Origin of the sequence: Streptomyces sp. NPDC092296, assembly GCF_044755465.1 — a bacterium.
GTDB lineage: Bacteria > Actinomycetota > Actinomycetes > Streptomycetales > Streptomycetaceae > Peterkaempfera.
In genome coordinates this window covers 146,722-164,997 of record NZ_JBIVRB010000008.1, presented here as the reverse complement: position 1 = coordinate 164,997, position 18,276 = coordinate 146,722, and the positions used below count along the sequence as shown (strand labels likewise).

Here is an 18,276-nt window from a genome sequence, read left to right as displayed (position 1 = left end):
GTGGGATCGGGGTTCCGTGGTGCCGGTCGGGCGGGGTCAGCCGCGCCGGCCGGCCTGGCGCAGCTCGGGGTGGGTGGCCTGCTTGGCGAGGATGTCCTCGGCGGTGTCCCGGCTGCGTACCAGGTACGAGCGGCCGCGCAGCAGCACGACCTCGGCCGGATAGCCGTGGCTGAGGAAGTAGACCGGCGAGGCCGAGGGCCCGTAGGCGCCCGACCGCAGGACGCCGATGAGGTCTCCCGGCCGCAGTTCGGGCAGGGCCGCGCCCTTGGCGATGGTGTCGTTCGGCGTGCACAGCGGCCCCGCGACGTTCCAGGGGCCGGGCGCCTCGTCCGGCGGGGCCTCGCGGGAGAGCAGCCCGATCGGGAAGTTGCGCTTGACGAAGGAGCCGATGCCCACGGCGGCCATGTGGTGGTGGGTTCCGCCGTCCGCCACCGCGAAGTTCTCGCCCATGGACTGCTTGGTGTAGCGGACCCGCATCAGATACGTGCCGCCGAGCGCCGTCAGGTACCGGCCGGACTCCATCATCAGCCGGGTGCCCGGGTGCGCCGAGGCGAACCGGTCCAGCAGCGGATTGAGGTCCTTCGCCAGCGCGGTCGTGTCGAGGTCGCCCTCGCCCTCGAAGTAGGGCACGCCGAGGCCGCCCCCGATGTCCACCGCGTCCAGGCGGATACCGGTGGCCTGCGCGACCCGCTCCGCGATGTCCAGGATGTACGCGGTGTTCTTGACGATCACGTCGGCGTCCAGGATGCGCGTGCCCAGGTAGACCTGGATGCCGGCCACATCGGCGTGCTGGAAGGCGGCCAGGGTCGGCCCCGCTTCGAGGAGCGCGGCCTCGTCGATGCCGAACTGGCGCGGCTTGCCGCCCATGGTCAGCCGCGACCCGGCGATGGAGAACGCCGGGTTGACCCGCAGCAGCACCCGCTGGCGCACCCCGTGCGCGGCCGCCGTCCGGTCGATCAGTTCGAGTTCGGCGAAGGACTCGCAGACGATCGCGTAGATCCCGGCCGCCACGCAGGCGGTGATCTCCTGCTCGCTCTTGCCGGGGCCCAGGAAGACGACGTCGGACGGATCGGTCCCCGCTTCGAGCACCAGCCGCAGTTCGGCGAGGGAGGAGACCTCGGCCCGAGCGCCGGCCGAGTGCAGGACGTCGTAGACGCCCCGGTTCGGGTTCGACTTGAGCGAGAAGAAGACCTCCAGCGACGGATGCAGCACCGAGCGCAGGGCTTCGAGGTTGGCGACGAGCCAGTCGCCGTCGTACACATACGTCGGGGTGCCGTACTGGGCGGCGAGGCCGCTCCAATCGACTGCTTCACTCACGGCTTGGCCACCATTTCCTTCAGAAGGGTCTCCGCCCGCTCCCTCGTCCGCCGCACGTCCTGCTCGTCGTCACCGACGCAGATCGCGTAGAGGCGGCCGTAGGGCCCGCCGCCCGCCTGGAGCGTCGCGTTCAGGGTCGCGAAGTTGTTGATCAGTACGCCGCGCGGTCCGCGTCCGGGCTGGTCGGCGCGGTCGAGGAGCAGGCCGCCGAGCGCGGAGCGCACCTCGTCGAAGCCGTGGACGCGGCTCGGTTGCAGGTCGAAGGTGGTGGCGAGCGCGTACTGCCCGTCCCGGATCAGGCGTTCCGCGATCCGGTTCTGATAGGTCGCCATGTTGAACCGGGCGTTGATCTCCAGACAGGGGTAGAGCGTGCCGTCCGCGCCGAGGATCGCGTCGACGCCGACCAGCCCGAAGTACCCGGCCGCGGCCAGCTCCTTGCCGATCACCTCGGCGGCCGCCCGCAACTCCTGGACCTGGTCGGGGCGGAGCGCGGGCGGGAAGACGTGCCCCCGGTGTACGCCGTTCTCCGTCAGCGCGGTCTTGACGGTCTCGAACCGGACCCCGCCGCTCCGGCCGACGATGAACTGGTAGTTCAGGTCGGCCTGCTTCTCGATCCAGCGCTCCACGACGACGGAGACCCGCCGGTTCGCCCCCGCCCGCCGGGTGAGCATCCGCAGCAGCTGCTCGCCCCGCCTCGGCTCGTCGAGCACCACCATGCCGCGTCCGGAGACGCCGAGCGACTCCTTGACCACCACCCGGGAGCCGGCCTCGCCCAGGTGCGAGGCGAGCGCCGCCTCCAGCTCCTCCAGCGTCCGGCAGACCGAACCCGGGACGGCGGTCAGCCCGAAGGCGTCCACCAGCTCCCGGCTGAAGATCTTGCCGTTCACCCGCTTGCAGACGGCGGCGCTCGGCCCGGCCAGCGGCAGGCCCGCCGCCTCGGCCAGCCGCTCCTCGTCCGCCGAGATGCCCAGCGGCATCAGATAGGTGCGGCCGTCGGCCAGCTCCCGCAGCGCGGCCAGCAGCCGGGGCGACTCCAGCGCGTCATGGGTGACCGACCGCTCCGGCAGATTGCGGTCCACCGTCAGGTGCAGGCCCTGGGCCGCGCCCAGTGCCGCCAGGTACGCGGCGTAGCCGGGGTCGACCGCGTCCTTGAGCACCACCGCGTCGTGCTCGTCGGCGAGCAGGACGCCGACCTCCTCGATCCGGTTCACCGTGGCCGAGGAGAAGGAGAGGCCGGTGCCCGGCAGTTTCGGCTCGCCCGTGCCCCAGACCCGTTCGACCTCGAAGTTGTTCACATACACGAAGCGGGCGGTCGGGTCCCCGACCAGGGCGGTCTTGAGCCGCGCGCTGAACCCGCCACCGGCCGGCGCGGAGTCCTGTGCAGCAACCATGTCACTCCTCTCGGGCCGCGGTCCTGGCGACCGCGGCGGCGAAGGTCCCGCCCTGGCCGGCGGAGACCATCAGCACGGTCTCGCCCGGCCGCACCACGTTCTCGGCGCGCGCCGTCGACAGGTTCACAAAGGGGTCGGCGCAGAAGCAGTGGCCGGTCTTCGGGACGTTCGTTAGGTAGATCCGCTCCAGCGGGAGGCCCAGCCTCCGCGCCGTGGAACTCCACGAGTACCGGTTCACGTTGTGCGGCAGGACGAGGTCGATGTCGTCCAGCCCGAGGCCCGCGCCCTCCACCGCCTCCAGCATCACCGCGGCCAGCGTGGGCGTGTAGGTCTGGCGGTAGCGCCGCTGTAGCTCATCGGACATGTGCCGGGTCTGGTGGAACTCGCCGAGGGTCCGGTGCGCCGTGCTCAGCACCGCGTCCCCCGGCCCGTCCAGCGCGACCACGACGCCGGCGGTCGCGTCCCCGAGGACCGAGATTCCCGGGATGTGCTGCACCACCGGGGACAGGGCCTTCTCCCCGATCAGGATCAGCGCGGTGCTCCCGGCGGGCTCCTCCGCGAGGAGGCTCTCGGTGAGCCGCAGCGCCGACAGGCTGATGACGCAGCCCTGATGGGACATCGAGAACGCCCTCGCCTCCCCGAGGCCCAGCTTGTCGCGCAGCACGTCCATCCAGCGCAGCCCCGGCGGCGCCAGGTGCTGCACCGTGTGGGCGTGGATCAGATAGCGCACCAGGGAGCGGTCCACGTCCGCCAGCGCCTCCTGGCCGATGGACAGCAGCATGTCGAGCGTCGACAGCCCCTCGGCGGTGGCGATCCGTTCGAGCCCCAGGAACCTGGTGAGCACCTTGATCTCGGTCTCGGAGACGTCCAGCGAGTCACGCAGGTCCCGGATCGCCGTGCTGTGCTCGGGGATGAAGGGCACCACTTTACGCAGATAGAGCACTCGGTCCTCCGTCCCCCGGACCACCGGCCCGGTCCAGCTCCCCCGGACAGGTCTCAGCAGGCGTCACGGCACCACTCCAGGACCGCCATGGCGCTGTAGAGCTTGTTCTCGGCCTGCTGGAACGCGATGCTGGCGGAGCCGTCGAGCACCTCGGCGGTGACCTCCTCGCCCCGGTGGGCGGGCAGATCGTGCATGAACAGCGCCTTGGGCGAGTGCTCCATCAGCCGCGCGGACACCTGGAAGGGCGCGAACACCTCCCGCCAGTGCGGGTCCGACTTGCTGGTCCCGGTGGTCTTCCACCGTGTGGTGTAGGCCACGTCGAAGTCCTCGGGCAGCTCACCGAGGTCATGCCGTTCGCTCACCGTGGAGCCGTTCTCGGCCGCCCGCTTCCGGGCGCGTTCGAGTACGGCCTCGGCCAGGCCGTAGCCCGGCGGGGTGCGCAACTCCAGCCGGACCCCCCGATAGCGGCTCAGGCCCAGGGCCAGCGCGGCGGCGGAGTTGTTCCCCTCACCGACGTACAGCACGCTCAGTCCGTCCACCGCGCCGAACCGCATGGCGAGCGTGGTCAGATCGGTGAGTGCCTGGGTCGGGTGCTCGTCGGCGCTCATCGCGTTGATGACGGCCATCCGGTTCTGGGCGGCCCAGGCCCGCATCTCCAGCGGGTCGCCGGCCGTACGGGCCACCAGGACGTCGAGCATCCGCGACATCACCCGGCCGGTGTCCTCGGTGGTCTCCCCGGTGTTGAGCTGCAGGTCCTCCGGTCCGTAGGCGACCAGCCCCGCGCCGAGGCGCAGCGTGCCGGCGGAGAACGCGGTGCGCGTGCGGGTCGAGGTCTTGCGGAAGTAGACACCGACGACAGCACCGGACAGCGCCGCGCTTCCGACGCCCAGCCCCGACTCCGCCCGGCGGGCCAGCACCGCGCCGCGCTCGACGATGCCCCGCACATCCGAGTCGCACAGGTCGTCGAGAGAGATCAGATGCCTGATGGTGTGCTTCCCCATTCAACCAACCTCCGTTCCGGCCGAGTGGCCGCCGGGCCCGTCAACCCCCAGTCGGATAATTCAAGGCCGATCAGAGAATTCGGCTGCCGCCATTTCCTCGCCTCAGCGGGCATCACGACCACAGGGTAGGAGCCGCCCCGCGCCGGGGGACAGGCAACTGTCAGGCAGCTTCCGACGGGCAGCAAAGTTGCCGTTCCGATTCCTTGTCGTACCCCGCGAACCCATGCCGTACTTGATGCGCGGAAGCGGTGCGCCAACCGGAAGGGAGACGGACGGAGCATGAATCCTGCGGCGACACCGGTGACTCGGCGGAATTCCGCGCCTGCGGTCGGCAGTGGGTTGACCCTCGGCCAGGAAGCCCTCTGGCTGATCCAGAATCTCGAACCGGACTGCGCGTCCTACAACGTCGTCTCAGCCCTGAGCCTGCATTTCCCGGTGGACATCGCGGTGCTGGAGACGGCCGTCCGGGCGACGGTCTCGGGCCACACCCTGCTCGACTCCGTGTTCGACTGCGACACCGCCGGCCGGGTCCGCCGCCGGCGGGGGCGGGCTGCGCGAGCGTCCTCGCTCCTCGAACTGCACGAGGTGGACCTCGACGCGGCCGAACTGCGGGACTTCGCGCTCGAACTCACCCGCCGCCCGTTCCGCCTCGACCGGGAGCCGCCGGTCAGGATCACGCTGCTGCGCCCCCGGAGCGGCCCGGACATCCTGCTGGCCACGGCCCATCACATCGTCGCGGACAACGTCTCCCAGCTGCTGATCTGCGGCGAGATTCTCTCGCGGTACGCGGCGCTGGTCGCAGGCTCCCCCCACACCGCCCGGGACACCGGCACGGCGTTCGAGGACTTCGCACAGCGGCAGCACGAGTACCTGGTGTCGCCGCGAGCCGACCGGGCCCGGCAGTACTGGCAGCGCGAGCTGGCGGGCGTGACCCGGCATGCCACGCTGCCCGCCGACCGGCCGCGACCCGCCGGCTACCGCTTCGAGGGCGCGGAGATCGACGTCGTACTGCCGCCGGACCTGGTGGCCGACCTGGGCGAGGCGGTCGCCGCCCGGAACGTCACCGCCTTCGCCTACCTCGTCTCGGTCTTCGAACTGCTCCTCTACCGGTGCAGCGGCCAGACGGACTTCCTCCTCGGCTACCCCGTGACCCAGCGGCAGGGCGCCGAGCTGCGCGAGGCGATCGGCTACTTCGTCAACACCCTCCCGCTGCGGGCGCGGCTGGACCCCGAGGACTCCTTCGACGCGGTGCTGCGCAAGACCGCCGCCGGTCTCTGGCGGGGCCTGCTGCACCGCGACTACCCCTTCGCCCTGCTGTCAAGGCTCGCCGACCTGCCGCGCGACCCCAGCCGCCCCGGGCTGTTCGCGGCGCTGTTCGTCCTCAACGAGCCCGACGAGAGCGACCCCATCGCGGCGGTGCTCGAACCGGGCCGCCAGGTCGAACACGCCGGGCTGCGCGTCGCGGAGTACCACCTGCCGCAGCAGCAGGGGCAGTTCGAACTGACCCTCCAGATCACCAGGCGTGCCTCCACCGTGCAGGCGAAACTCAAGTACAACACCTCGCTGTTCACCGAGCGCACCGCCCGGCAGCTGGCCACGGACTATCTGGAACTGCTGCGCTCGGCCGTCGGCGACACCCTTCCCCCCGCTCTGCACCAGCTGCGCCACCCCCCGGAAGACCAGTAGCCGCCGATTCGCCGAGAAGGCCGGCTGGTGGCGGGGCCGCACGGCCGGCCCTTTTCCGGACCGAGGTCGCGAGTCCCGAGACCTCCGTACCCTGCTTTCCCCAAGGAGCGTGATCCTCACGATGGCAACCACGACGGCCGGGCACGGGCTCGGCGCACTCGACGGCGCGGGCACCGACGGCCGAGCACCGGACCGGCTGGAGCAGCTGACAGCGGCCTCCTGGGTGCTGCCCACCGGGATACCCGGGCTGCTGAGCTTCACCCCGAAGTTCGAATCGGTGCTGACGCGGCTCCAGGCGGCGCTGAGCGCGATCGATCCGGCGGGATCGCCGGGACCGACCTGGTATGCGCCGGTCGTCCCGCGCTCGAACATCGACCGTGCCGAGTACGCCGAGTCCTTTCCGCAGCTGCTGGGCACGGTGCACGCGCTGCGGACCGGCGAGGCCCCGGAGGCCCAGGACCTGGCCGCGCGGGAGGAGACCGACGTGGTGCTGGCCCCGGCCGTCTGCTACAGCGTCTATCCGCAGATCGCGGACAGCACCATCGGGGAGGCGCGCTTCTTCGACGCCGTCGGCCACTGCTACCGCCACGAGGCGACCAGCGAGTACGGCCGCTTCCGGTCCTTCCGGATGCGCGAGTTCGTGGTGGTCGCCGGGCAGGACGAGGCCTGGCAGTGGCGGGACGCCTGGATCACCCGCTGCGAGGAGCTGTTCGCGCGGCTCGGGGTGGCGGTCTCCGTCCAGACGGCCAGCGATCCCTTCTTCGGCCCCGGCGACCGGTTCATGCGCACCAGCCAGCTCCAGCAGAACCTGAAGTACGAGTTCATCGCCCCGGTCCGCGACGGCGACCCGGGCACGGCGATCGCCTCGGCCAACTGCCACAAGGACCACCTCGGCGAGCGTTTCGCCATCGACTTCGCGGACGAGGGCCCGGCGCACACCTCGTGCATGGCGTTCGGCCTGGAGCGGACCGTCTCCGCCCTGATCCACGCGCACGGCGACGACCTCGCCAACTGGCCCGAGCTCGGCTGAGCCGGCCCCGGCCCGGCGGTTCAGCGGCCGATCGCTGGACCGCCGGACCCCGGCATCGGGCGGTCCGCCCCCAGGCGCCGCACCACCTCGGCGACGAAAGGGGCCAGCCGGTAGTGGTAGTGGTGGGCCGGATCGGGCAGCAGCAGCGAGGTGTCCAGCAGGTCCGAGACGAGCGTCAGCGGATTCGGGGACGTCCCCCGCCCCAGCCGGTCGTACTCGGCGGTGATCGCGTCGAGCACGAAACGGCGGGTGGGCAGCGCGGCGATCCGCTCCAGCAGCAACCGGTGATCGTCGCTCAGCAGATCGATGCTCCACCGGATGCTGTCGGTCACCGACCGCTGGTGGCGCAGCAGCGCATGGTCGTTGGACCAGAGCATCTCCGGCGTGGGCCCGTAGGAGAGCATCAGGCGGATCGGTATGGCGCGCAGGCACTCCGCCGCGAACTCGATGTAGCGCGGAATGCCGCCCAGCCGCCGACACAGCTCGGCGATCAGCGGCAGGTCCTTCTCCAGCTCCGCCGCCGCCTGCGACTCGGCTCCGACGTGCTGGAGGAACAGCTCCACGGCGGGGACGCCGGACAGCGGCTCGCCGGGCGCCTGCTCAAGGGGCAGCGGGTGGATCTCCCGGTTCGCGCCCAGCCGCTCCGTGAGCCGGCGGCGCGCCGTGATCAGGATGTGCACACCGGAGAAGGTGGCCTGTAACTCCCGGGTGGCCGCCATGACACCGGCCGGGATGTGCTCCGCGTTGTCCAGCACGAGCAGCATATTGGTCTCGGCCTCGATCTCGGCCGTACCGGGCTGGGCCACCGGGCGCCCCCGGCTCAGCTGCCGCCGTACGCGGTGCAGCACCGCCGCGGCCTGCTCCTCGACCGAGTCGTGCTCGGTCCTGAGGTCGCCGAGCTCCACGACCTCGACGCCGTCCCGGAAGAAGTGGCTGATCTGCGCGGCCACGCTCAGCGCCATCCGGGTCTTGCCGACCCCTCCCGGGCCGAGGAAGGTCGTCAGCCGGTTGGTGCGGACCGTGTTCGCCAACTGCTGGTGCACCGAGGGGCTGCCGACCAGCGCCGAGTTCGCCGCCGGCAGCCCGCGCCACCGCGCGTGGTCCAGGTGCTCGGCGCCGTGCCGCTGCTCGTCGGCCACGCCGAGCGCGGTCACCAGCAGGTCCACCGAGGAGCGGCGCGGATTCTGCACCCGGCCCAGCTCCAGGTTCCTGATGGTGCGTACGCTCAGTCCCGAGTACTCCGCGAGCTCCTCCTGGGTCCAGCCGCGCTGGATCCGCAGCGTCGCGATCAGCCGGGAGTTCCAGGCCGGCAGCTGGCCGCCCAACAGGGTGCGTTCATCGCTGTAGTTGAGCGTCATCGGTACCCCCGGGATTGAAGTTCGAAGAGCTCGGCGTAGAGCCCGCCTCGGGACATCAGCTCCCGGTGACTGCCCTGTTCCTTGATCTTCCCATCGTCGAGCACGATGATCAGGTCGGCCATCCCGACGGTCGAGAAGCGGTGGGAGACCAGGAGGGTGACGGTGTTCCGCTGCCGGCCGGCGCGCGCGGCAGCCGCGAACCGTTCGAACAGCGCGTTCTCGGTGTGCGCGTCCAGCGCGGCGGTGGGCTCGTCGAACACGGCGATCAGCGGTTCGGTGCGCATCAGCCCGCGCCCCAGCGCCAGCCGCTGCCACTGCCCTCCGGACAGCTCCGCCCCGTCGTCCCAGCGGCTGCCCAACTGGGTGTCCAGGCCCTGCGGCAGGCTCTCGACCACGCCCGAGGCGTCGGCCCGCTCCACCGCCGCACCCACGGCGTCCCGGTCCTCGATCCGTGGCAGGTCACCGACGCCCACCGTCTCCAGGACGGGGAACTCCAGCCGGGCGTAGTCCTGGAACGCCGCCGCGCACCTCGACCGCCACTCGGCGGTGTCGAACGCCGCCAGGTCCACGCCCTCCACCAGAATCCGGCCGGAGTCGGGCCGGTAGAAGCCGCAGAGCAGTTTGATCAGCGTCGTCTTGCCCGCGCCGTTGTCCCCGACCAGCGCGACGACCGCGCCCGGCGGCAGGCGCAGGCTCACTCCGTCGAGCACGCCGCGGCCGTCCTCCGCACCCGGGTACGCGAAGCCGACGTCCTCCAGTTCGATGCCCCGGTGCAGCGTGTCGGGCAGCGCGGCGGGGGCGGCCGGGGTGCGCCGCTCGCCGGCCACGTACTCCTGGAGCCAGACGAAGCGCCCGCCCACCCGCAGCACCACGAGGAAGTAGGTGCCGTACTGCACCGCCGTCCCGACGGTCGAGCTGAGCTGGGCGGCCAGGCCGAGCACCAGCACCACATCGCCCGCGGTGGCGGTGCCGCGCACCGCGAGCACCATGACCAGCGTGATCGCGGCGATGTACCCGATGGCGGTGACCAGCGCGTCGACCGCCTGGAGGACCGCGCCCTTCCACCTCGCCCGGTTGCGCAGCCCGATCACCGACCCGGAGACCCGCCGGTGCCGCTCGCCCATCAGGCCCGTCAGACCGTAGACCCGCAGTTCGCCCGACGCCTCGGTGGACGTGCCCAGCTCGAACAGGTGCCGGCGCAGCCGCTCCTGCTCGCTCGTCTCCTCCTGCGCCCGCACCGTCAGGTCGCGGCTGACCTTGCCGAGCCAGAAGGACACCCCGGCGAGCACGGGCAGGCAGAGCAGCAGCAGGTCCACCCGGGCCAGCAGCACGGCGGTGACGATCAGGGTCGCCCCGACCCGCAGCACGCCGGAGGTCGCGTTCACCATGCCCGACAGCTGGCCCTGCTGCTCCCGGATGCGCTGCACCTGGTCCAGGTACTCGGGGTACTCGTAGTGCGTCAGCCCCTCGGCGCCGCCGATCAGCCGCATCAGCCGCTTGCTCGCCACCGCGGCGGCGCGCTCCTGGACGGTGAAGAGGCAGTGCACGTAGTAGAAGACCGAGGTCAGCGCGGCGCAGACCGCCAGCCCCATCAGCACGGCGGCGCCGATGCCGAGGCGCAGATCCCCGGAGACCGCCGCGTCCACGATCGTCTTGGCACCGAGGCCGCCGATCGGTACGGAGATCTCGAAGACGATGCCGGTGAGGAACTGCATCGTGGCGTGCCACGGTGCGGCGCGGAAGCCGATGCGCATCAGCTCCCGGAACGCCTGGAAGGGCTTACGCATGTCCCGCCTCCGCCGTCGCCTGGAGTCCGAGGCCGGCTTCCTCGCCCGGCGCGGGCTCGGTGAAGCGGGCCGCCTGGAGGTCGAACATCGCCGCGTAGCGTCCCCGCCGGGCCAGCAGTTCGTCGTGCCCGCCGTCCTCCGCGACCACGCCGTCCTGGAGCACGATGATGCGCTCCGCGCACCGGACCGTGGAGAAGCGGTGCGAGATGAGGATCGTGGTCAGTCCGGCGGTCAGTTCGAGGAAGCGCTCGTAGATCTCCGCCTCGGCCCGTACGTCGAGCGCCGCCGTCGGCTCGTCCAGGATCAGCACCTGGGCGCCCGCGTCCACGGCGAACAGGGCCCGCGCCAGTGCGATGCGCTGCCACTGCCCGCCCGAGAGGTCGGTACCGCCGGTGTACTCCGGCGACAGGATGGTGTCCCAGCCGCCCGGGAGCCCTTCGATCAGGGACAGCGCGCCCGCCCGGTGCGCGGCGTCCCGCAGCCGCTCCCGGTCGTCGGCGTACTGCGGAGCGCCCATGCCGATGTTCTCCGCCACCGTGAGGTGGTAGCGCGCGAAGTCCTGGAACAGTACGCCGATCTTGCTGCGCCAGGCCGCCTGGTCGAGGTCCGCCAGGTCGTGCCCGTCGACCCGGATGCTGCCGGAGGTCGGGGTGTGCAGACCGCAGAGCAGCTTCACCAGCGAGCTCTTGCCCGCGCCGTTGTCGCCCACGATGGCGAGCGAGCGGCCCGCGGCGATCTCCAGGTCCACGCCGCGCAGCGCCTCCCGTTCGGTTCCGGGGTAGTGGAACCGGACCCCGGCGAAGCTGATCCGCTCGGCCGGGAACGCGGTGGGCAGCTCCGCGAGCCGGAGCCCGGCCGGAGCGGCGGTGGCGGCGAGGCCGGCGTCCAGGCTGAGCACCCGGGGGACGGCGGCGCCGGCGAAGGAGAGGTAGGCGTTGTTGTCGTCGAAGGCCGTGTAGTTGTTGGCCAGCGCCAGCGCCTGCGCGTAGATGGCGACGGCACCCAGGCCGATGTCATGGTGCACGCCCGACCAGGCCAGCGTGGCGTAGCTCACCAGGTTGACCACCGCGATCGTACCGGTGGCGCCGAACACCACGCGGGCGCGCGGCTTGCGCTGCCGCCACACCGGCTCCGTCGCCTGGCGCCAGGACCGCTCGAACCGCTCGACCAGCCAGTCCAGCAGACCCCACAGGCGCACCTCCTTGGCAGCGGGCCGGGCGAGCACCAGGTCCCGCAGGTACTCGGCCTGCCGCAGCGCGTTGCTGCTGGCGTAGCCCACCCGGCCGACGCGGAAGTACTCACGCTGCATGAAGTGCACCACCACCGGCCAGGTCAGCAGCCAGAGCAGCCCCACCCACCAGTGGAAGGCGACCAGGGTGGCCGCCGCCGCCACCGCCCGCAGCCAGGCCGGCAGCACCACCGCGAGCGCTCCCACCGCCTGGCTCGGCCGGTCGGTCTCGGTCATCCCGAGGCCGCGCACCACCCGCAGGGCGTCCAGCACCTGGGGGTCGGTCAGATGGGCGGTGCCCTCCGGTCGGCCGACGGCGGCCATGACCCGCTGCTGTAGATCCCGGTCGACCTCGCGGCCGAGGGTCTCGCCGAGCGCCGCCAGCACGGGCGCCAGGGTCTGCTGCACCATCACCAGGGCGCCGGCCACGGCCAGCAGCACAAAGGTGTGCCGCCCGGCCGGGGAGGAGAGACCGGCGTCGAGGGCCGGGCCGATCGAGCCGATGAGCATGCCGGTCACCACCGCGACCGCCACCGGGAGCACCGAGGCCAGCAGCACGCCCAGCGCGCCCAGCACGGCTTTGGTCCGGTTGACCTGGGGGAGCAGGCGCAGGAGGGTGAAAATCCCGTGGAGTGTGGGCGATAACTTGGGCTTTCGGCTCAAGGGGGTGCGCAGGACGGCCATGGGGTGAGCACTCTTCCTGTCGGTCGACGGTCGCGTGGCTGTGAGCAGGAGCCGTTTCAGGAGGATCGAACAGGCGGGGACCGGGCGAGGCCGCGGTGGTGCGGCCCGGCCCGGGTTGCGGCGACCGCCGTCCCGGGGTGGTGTGGTCGGCATTGCCAACACGGTGTCCGGCTGTGTGCTTCCGGTTTGTCGGCTCGCGCGCCGGCAACGGCGCTGCCCGGGAAGCGTCATCAGCACATTCCGCTGATCGCCCCGAAGCTATGGAGAGCCGATTCAGAGACGGTATACCGGCAGTATGGAACCGCTATTGGCCGAGGTCGGAGGGCAGCGGGGCAGCGGGGGGCCGCGGGGCCGGCCGTCGGCCCGGCCGGCCCGGCGGCCCACCGCATCACCGGCCGACCGCATCGCCGGCCGACCGCATCACCGGCCCGGCGCGGGCGTGCCCGGCTGCCCCGGCGAAGGTCCCGGCGGTGCGGGTCAGGCCAGCACGGCCCCGTTGCCGGGGCGGTTGCGGCGGCTGCGGCGGTGGTCCAGGTGGACGAAGACGCGGTGCAGCCAGCGGTCGTTGCCGTCGTAGCGGGGCGTGAACGCGACCCGCCCGTGGACGACGATCCGATTGTCCACGAAGATCATGTCCCCGGGCCGGAGCACCGCGTCGGTGCGCACCGCCACCAGGGCCTCGCGCAGCCGGGTCAGGGACCGCGCGGCGTGCTCGTCGAGGGCGCGGGTGGCATGGAAGTCGACGCAGATGTCCGGGTCCTCCGGGGCGCCGCTGAGCACCGGCTGCGCACGGGGCGGCTCCGCCGGCTGGAGGCCCGCCGCGTGGAAGGAGGGCGGGGGATCGGTGACGAAGCGCGGCTCCTGAAGGACCGTACGGTCGGCCTCGTCGAGCAGCGGAAAGGCGCGGCGGACCGAGGCGACCTGCGTACCGACCTGGTCCTCGTGCGCGGACCGCAGGCACAGCAGCCCCACGAAGTCCGGGCGGTGCGGGTGGAAGGCGTTCTCGGTGTGGAACTCCAGGCGCACCGAGCCGCCGTTGCTCTGCGAGGCCGCGAGGGCGGGCACCGGGACCACGTTCTGCACCAGCGCGCCCTGCTTCTCGCCGCGGAAGGCGATGAGCGCCCCCAGCTCGCAGCCGAGCAGCACCGCCACGGCGGCCGGGCCCGTGACGGCGCGCTCCACCGACTCCGGCACGGTGGGGGTGGGCGGCAGCGGCTCCGCCCCCAGCGGCAGATTGCTGATCGTCAGGGTGCCGTCGAGCCCGGCGTCATGCCGGAAGGCCCGCACCGCCCCGCTCAGCCGGTGCGGCAGCCGGCAGCTCTCCTCCCGGGCCTGCCTCTGCCAGTCGGGATCGTCCACCAGCGCCGGGTCACTGCCCCGCAGGCGCTTCACCAGCGCCTCCAGCTCGATCCGCTCCTCGCCGGTCAGTTCGAGAGCGGAGATCTCTCCGAGGTGGTCGGTATTCGTGCTCGCCATGGTTGAGGTCACGCTTGGTTCTCCTCGTCGGAATATCCTTGAGGCGACCGGGGCCTGTCCTCTCGGATGAGAGTCGCCGCTGAATGCGCAATCGCCCTACGGCGATCGATGGGAGTCTTTCCGGCGGTGCCGCGCGATCTCCAGGCAGCGAACCGGCAATTGAGGCCGGACAAATTGCCTGCCGGATGCCTGTCCTGGCATCGGCCCAGAAACGAAGCTTCCTGACAAGCTCGATTCAAGAGACGGAGCCTCGCCGTGCGCGCGAACTTTCGGAATCGAATACCTTCGCACCCTCCGGCGGCCACCCGTCGCGCCGAGGACGTGGACACCGCGATCCCGCTCACCTGCCACGCGGTCGAGCGCCTGCTGTGCGAGCTCTGGAGCGCGCATTTCGGCCATGACGTCTCACCGTACGACGACTTCTTCGAGCTGGGCGGCGACTCACTCGCGATCGTGCAGATCGTGGCCGCGGCCCGCGAGCGCGGCCTGCGGGTCCGCAGCTCTGCGGCGCTGCGGAACCCGACACCGGCCCGGCTCGCCGAACAGCTGACCCTGCCCCGCGACCCCGCGTCACCCGACGCGCCCCGGGGCGGCGCCCTGGACCCGGGCAGCGGCGCCCAGGACGCCGGGGCGGCGGACGGGCAGGCCGAGGCGGACGTCCAGGCCGTGCCCATCGCCGCAGGCGACGCGGCGGAGCCGCTGTTCGTCGTGCACTCCGACAGCCACGCCCAGGCGGAACGGGACGCGGTCGCGACCTGGCTGGACGGGCGCGCCGCCTACGGCTTCCCGCTCGCGGACGCCCACGGCCCGCTCCCGCCGACCGGCGCCGTCGGGCGGCTCGCGGACCGGCTCCTCACGGACCTGCGCCGACACCAGCCCGGCGGAGCGTACCGGCTGGCCGGATTCGGCCCCGGCGCGGCGGTCGCCTTCGACCTGGCCGGCCGCCTGCGCGCCAACGGCGCCGAGGTGGCGCTGCTGGCGCTGGTCGACCCGCCCGCCGGAGCGGCGTCCGGCGAGCCCGCCGCCACCCTCGACGGGCTGCTGAGCCGCCGGCTGGCCACGCTGTCCGGACGTCTCGCCCTCACCGGCGGCGAGAGCATCGAGGAGATCCACGCCAGGCTCCGCGCCGGGCACTGGTACGACGACACGGTGCGCCCCGGGGACCTCCCCCGGCTCCAGCTGGCCTGGGCCCGGCTCGCGCTGGCCGTCCAGCAGTACGCATACGCGCCCTGTGCGGGCCGGGCCGTCCTGGTCACGGACGGCTTCGACCCGCACCCGGCCGAGCGGGCCTGGACCGACGCGGTGGACCGGCTGACCGTCCACCGGCTCGACCACGGGCTCCAGTCCCCGCTGGCCGTCATCAGCGACCCGCAGGTGGCCGAGACGATGAGGAAGGCACTCCACGCATGAACGGCGGTATCACCAACGCAGCTGCCGGCCGGGGGGTCGCCCGTCTGCGGCCCACGGAACAGGCCAGGCTGCGGATGTTCTGCTTTCCGCACGTCGGCGCCGGTGCCGCCGCCTTCAAACCCTGGCTCGACCAGCTGCCACCCGAAGTCGACCTGTGCGCCGTCCGGCCACCCGGCCGGGAGAACCGGCTACGCGAGGCCCTGCTCACCGACGGGCACGCCCTGCTGGACGACCTCCGGCCGCAGCTGGCGCCACTGCTCGACCTGCCGTTCGTCGTGGTCGGCCACTGCTCGGGCAGCGTGCTGGCCACCGAGTTCGTCCGCCGACTCGGCGCTGAGGGCGGCCCCCAGCCGCTGGAGCTGGTGGTCTCCTCCTCCGAAGGGCCGCAGGCGCGCACCATCGAGGACCCCCCGCTGCACCGCCGGCCGCCCGGGGAGCTGATCGCCCGGGTCGTCAAGTACGGCGGCATGGCCGAGCAGGTCCTGGACGACCCCGATCTGATGGCCATGTTCGAACGGATTCTGCGGGCCGACTACCAGATCGTCGAGACCCTCGAATACTCCCCGGGCCCGCCGCTGGACCTGCCCGTCACCGTCGTCGGCGGCCGCCGGGACGAGTTCGTGAGCTGCCAGGCCATGGCCGCCTGGAGCGCCGAGACGAGCAGGGAGTTCTCGCTGCACCTGCTGGACGCGGGCCACTACATCCTGAACGAGGCCGGGGCCCTGATGGGCCGGATCGCCCGGCGGCTGCTGGAGCGAAAGGCCGACGGGTGAGCGCGGGAGACTTCAGACTGCCGAGCGCCTGGCGGTGCCCGGACCGGGACGCGACCACCGGCCACCGGGCGGAGGTCCGGTACGCGGACCTCGCCGCCGCGCTGGACGCGCTCGCCGCCGCCGCAGGCGCCGACCCGGGCGCCGTGCTCCTCGCGGCCCACGTCAGGGTGCTCGCCACCCTGGTCGAGGAACCGGCGTTCAGCACCGATGTCCGCGCCGCCGCCGACGACCGGGACGTGCGCACCCTCATGGTGGCGCCGGGCGCCGCGCGCACCTGGCGGGAGCTGGTCGCGCAGGTCGCAGCCGCCCCGCGCGCCAGGCAGCCGCAGGCACCGGACCCGGACAGCGGGTCGACGTCCTGGCCCGACCGCGTGCTCTTCGACACGGCCGCGCCCGGTGAGCCGGAGGAGCCGGACGAGCCGCCGCACCGCTATGGACTGCGCGTCAGTGCGGACGGCAGCACCCTGCTGCTGCGGGCCGACGGCTTCCTCGACGCCACCGGCCTGGACCGGCTGGCGGCGATGTACCGCCGAGTGCTGGAGGCGATGGCCCAGGCACCCGAGGGCGACGCGGCGCCCGCCGTGCTGCCGGACGACGAGCGGCACGCCGTGCTGCGCCGGTGGGCCGTCGGACCGTCCGCCCCCCGCGACGCCACCGGAGTGCTCGACCTCTTCCGCCGCCAGGCCGCCCGCACACCGGACGCACCCGCCGTCCGGGCGGACGGCCGCACCCTCAGCTACCGCGAGCTGGACCACCGCTCCACCCGGCTCGCGCACCACCTGCTCGCACACGGCGCCCGCCCCGAACTGCCCGTCGGCGTCTGCCTGCGGCGCGGCCCGGACCTGCTGCCGACGCTGCTCGGCGTATGGAAGTGCGGCGCGCCCTACCTCCCGCTCGACGCCGACCTGCCCGCACCCCGGCTGCGCCACATGGTCGCCGCGGCGGGCTGCACCCTGCTGGTCACCCATGCGGAGCACCTGCCCCTGCTCGGCACCCCCGACAAGGCGGAGTTCATCCTGCTGGACCGGGAGCGCGCGGCGATCGACGCGCTTCCGCAGCTGCCCGTCGACGTCCCGGTCGGCCCGACGCACCTGGCCTATGTCATCTACACCTCCGGGTCCACCGGCGCGCCCAAGGGCGTGATGGTGCACCACGAGGGCCTGGCGAACTACGTGCTCTGGACCGCCGAGGAGTACGCCGCCCGGGGCACCGGCGGCTCGCCGCACTTCAGCTCGATCGGCTTCGACCTGGGCGTCCCCAGCCTGTACACCCCGCTGGTGGTCGGACAGCCGGTGGACCTGCTGCCCGACCCGCTGGACCCCGCCGACCTCGGCGCGCTGCTGGCCGACGGCGCGCCCTACAGCTTCATCAAGATGACACCCGGTCACCTCAACCTGCTGAGCACCGACCTCGAACCCGAGGAGGCCCGCGACCTCGCCGGGCTCGTCATCGCCGCCGGGGACGCCTTCCCCACCGAGCTGGCCCGGCGCTGGAGCGACCTGGCCGGCCCCGGCGGCACCCAGGTCGCCACCGAGTACGGCCCGACGGAGATCACCGTCGGCAACTCCGGGCAGCTGGTCGACCAGCTGCCGTCCGACGGGCTCGTCCCGCTCGGCCGGCCCATCCCCAACACGACGATGTACGTCCTGGACGACCGCCTCGAACCCGTCCCCGAGGGCGTGCCCGGCGAGGTGTACGTGGGCGGCGCGGGCGTGGCCCGGGGATACCTCGGAGCCCCCGCGCTGACCGCCGAGCGCTTCCTGCCCGACCCCTACGGCCCGCCGGGCGCCCGCCTGTACCGCACCGGCGACCGGGGCCGCTGGCGCCACGGCGAGCTGGAGACCCTCGGCCGCACCGACCACCAGGTGAAGATCCGCGGCTACCGGGTGGAACCCGGCGAGGTCCGCGCCGTGCTGGAGCGGCGCCCGGAGGTCGGCGAGGCCGTGGTGATCGCCTACCCGGCGCCGTCCGGGGCGCAGCGGCTGGCCGCCTTCGTCGTCCCCGCCCCGGGCGGCGACCTGGACACCGCCCGGCTCCGGGCCGAGCTGGCCGCGGAGCTGCCCGACTACCTGGTCCCCGCCGAGATCCTCGGCGTCCCGGAGATCCCGTTGACCGCCAACGGGAAGGTCGACACCCACGGGCTGCGGGCCCGGCTGTGACCCGCCCCGCGCCGCCGAGGACGGCCCGCGACC

Annotated in this window: 13 protein-coding genes; 5 read left to right on the top strand and 8 right to left on the bottom strand. The window is 72.7% G+C overall.

All coding sequences use genetic code 11. The features are described 5' to 3' along the window. Positions 1 to 36: 36 nt before the first annotated feature. Genes ACIQGZ_RS19670 through ACIQGZ_RS19655 form a run of 4 tightly spaced genes read right to left on the bottom strand, consistent with a single transcriptional unit; the run spans position 37 to position 4,652 of the window. Entirely contained in the window at positions 37 to 1,317 is a 1,281-nt protein-coding gene (locus ACIQGZ_RS19670; RefSeq protein ID WP_402603314.1) for a type III PLP-dependent enzyme, read from the bottom strand. Beyond that, on the bottom strand, positions 1,314 to 2,708 hold the full coding sequence (locus tag ACIQGZ_RS19665) for an ATP-grasp domain-containing protein (RefSeq protein ID WP_402603312.1): 1,395 nt from the start codon (positions 2,706 to 2,708) through the stop codon (positions 1,314 to 1,316). The genes ACIQGZ_RS19670 and ACIQGZ_RS19665 overlap by 4 nt, the downstream gene beginning before the upstream one ends. Position 2,709: 1 nt before the next feature. Further along, positions 2,710 to 3,651 carry a 3-oxoacyl-[acyl-carrier-protein] synthase III C-terminal domain-containing protein gene (locus tag ACIQGZ_RS19660; protein WP_402603310.1) on the bottom strand — a complete coding sequence of 314 codons (942 nt, stop codon included), beginning with the start codon at positions 3,649 to 3,651 and terminating at the stop codon, positions 2,710 to 2,712. Positions 3,652 to 3,704: 53 nt separating this feature from the next. Continuing rightward, positions 3,705 to 4,652: an ornithine carbamoyltransferase gene (locus ACIQGZ_RS19655; RefSeq protein WP_402603308.1), complete on the bottom strand. Its 948-nt coding sequence runs from the start codon at positions 4,650 to 4,652 to the stop codon at positions 3,705 to 3,707. Positions 4,653 to 4,991: 339 nt separating this feature from the next. On the opposite strand from ACIQGZ_RS19655, the gene ACIQGZ_RS19650 reads away from it, so the two are divergent. Together ACIQGZ_RS19650 and ACIQGZ_RS19645 are read left to right on the top strand one after the other, a co-directional pair. Next, entirely contained in the window at positions 4,992 to 6,338 is a 1,347-nt protein-coding gene (locus ACIQGZ_RS19650) for a condensation domain-containing protein (protein WP_402603306.1), read from the top strand. A gap of 121 nt (positions 6,339 to 6,459) precedes the next feature. Next, entirely contained in the window at positions 6,460 to 7,368 is a 909-nt protein-coding gene (locus ACIQGZ_RS19645) for an aminoacyl--tRNA ligase-related protein (protein WP_402603304.1), read from the top strand. A gap of 20 nt (positions 7,369 to 7,388) precedes the next feature. Here ACIQGZ_RS19645 and ACIQGZ_RS19640 read toward each other — a convergent pair whose 3' ends face one another. From ACIQGZ_RS19640 to ACIQGZ_RS19625, 4 genes are all read right to left on the bottom strand, one after another. After that, complete coding sequence (locus ACIQGZ_RS19640) at positions 7,389 to 8,726, bottom strand: helix-turn-helix domain-containing protein (protein WP_402603302.1); 1,338 nt, start codon at positions 8,724 to 8,726, stop codon at positions 7,389 to 7,391. Further along, positions 8,723 to 10,513, bottom strand: coding sequence for an ABC transporter ATP-binding protein (locus tag ACIQGZ_RS19635; protein WP_402603301.1), 1,791 nt, complete (start codon positions 10,511 to 10,513; stop codon positions 8,723 to 8,725). The genes ACIQGZ_RS19640 and ACIQGZ_RS19635 overlap by 4 nt, the downstream gene beginning before the upstream one ends. Continuing rightward, positions 10,506 to 12,317, bottom strand: a complete 1,812-nt coding sequence (locus ACIQGZ_RS19630) for an ABC transporter ATP-binding protein (RefSeq protein ID WP_402603300.1) — start codon at positions 12,315 to 12,317, stop codon at positions 10,506 to 10,508. Before ACIQGZ_RS19630 ends, ACIQGZ_RS19635 begins: the two co-directional genes overlap by 8 nt. A gap of 585 nt (positions 12,318 to 12,902) precedes the next feature. Beyond that, positions 12,903 to 13,913: a TauD/TfdA family dioxygenase gene (locus ACIQGZ_RS19625; RefSeq protein WP_402603298.1), complete on the bottom strand. Its 1,011-nt coding sequence runs from the start codon at positions 13,911 to 13,913 to the stop codon at positions 12,903 to 12,905. A gap of 309 nt (positions 13,914 to 14,222) precedes the next feature. On the opposite strand from ACIQGZ_RS19625, the gene ACIQGZ_RS19620 reads away from it, so the two are divergent. Genes ACIQGZ_RS19620 through ACIQGZ_RS19610 form a run of 3 tightly spaced genes read left to right on the top strand, consistent with a single transcriptional unit; the run spans position 14,223 to position 18,243 of the window. Then, on the top strand, positions 14,223 to 15,311 hold the full coding sequence (locus ACIQGZ_RS19620) for a thioesterase domain-containing protein (protein ID WP_402603297.1): 1,089 nt from the start codon (positions 14,223 to 14,225) through the stop codon (positions 15,309 to 15,311). Then, the gene (locus ACIQGZ_RS19615; protein WP_402603296.1) at positions 15,308 to 16,084 is read left to right on the top strand and encodes a thioesterase II family protein; all 777 of its coding nucleotides are present in this window, start codon (positions 15,308 to 15,310) and stop codon (positions 16,082 to 16,084) included. Before ACIQGZ_RS19620 ends, ACIQGZ_RS19615 begins: the two co-directional genes overlap by 4 nt. Beyond that, on the top strand, positions 16,081 to 18,243 hold the full coding sequence (locus ACIQGZ_RS19610; protein ID WP_402603295.1) for an amino acid adenylation domain-containing protein: 2,163 nt from the start codon (positions 16,081 to 16,083) through the stop codon (positions 18,241 to 18,243). Before ACIQGZ_RS19615 ends, ACIQGZ_RS19610 begins: the two co-directional genes overlap by 4 nt. The last annotated feature ends 33 nt before the right edge of the window (positions 18,244 to 18,276 follow it).

Coding starts and splice junctions, on each gene's coding strand:
- ACIQGZ_RS19640 (WP_402603302.1), bottom strand. CDS start 8,726: ATGACGCTCAACTACAGCGATGAACGCACCCTGTTGGGCGGCCAGCTG.
- ACIQGZ_RS19655 (WP_402603308.1), bottom strand. CDS start 4,652: ATGGGGAAGCACACCATCAGGCATCTGATCTCTCTCGACGACCTGTGC.
- ACIQGZ_RS19645 (WP_402603304.1), top strand. CDS start 6,460: ATGGCAACCACGACGGCCGGGCACGGGCTCGGCGCACTCGACGGCGCG.
- ACIQGZ_RS19615 (WP_402603296.1), top strand. CDS start 15,308: ATGAACGGCGGTATCACCAACGCAGCTGCCGGCCGGGGGGTCGCCCGT.
- ACIQGZ_RS19635 (WP_402603301.1), bottom strand. CDS start 10,513: ATGCGTAAGCCCTTCCAGGCGTTCCGGGAGCTGATGCGCATCGGCTTC.
- ACIQGZ_RS19665 (WP_402603312.1), bottom strand. CDS start 2,708: ATGGTTGCTGCACAGGACTCCGCGCCGGCCGGTGGCGGGTTCAGCGCG.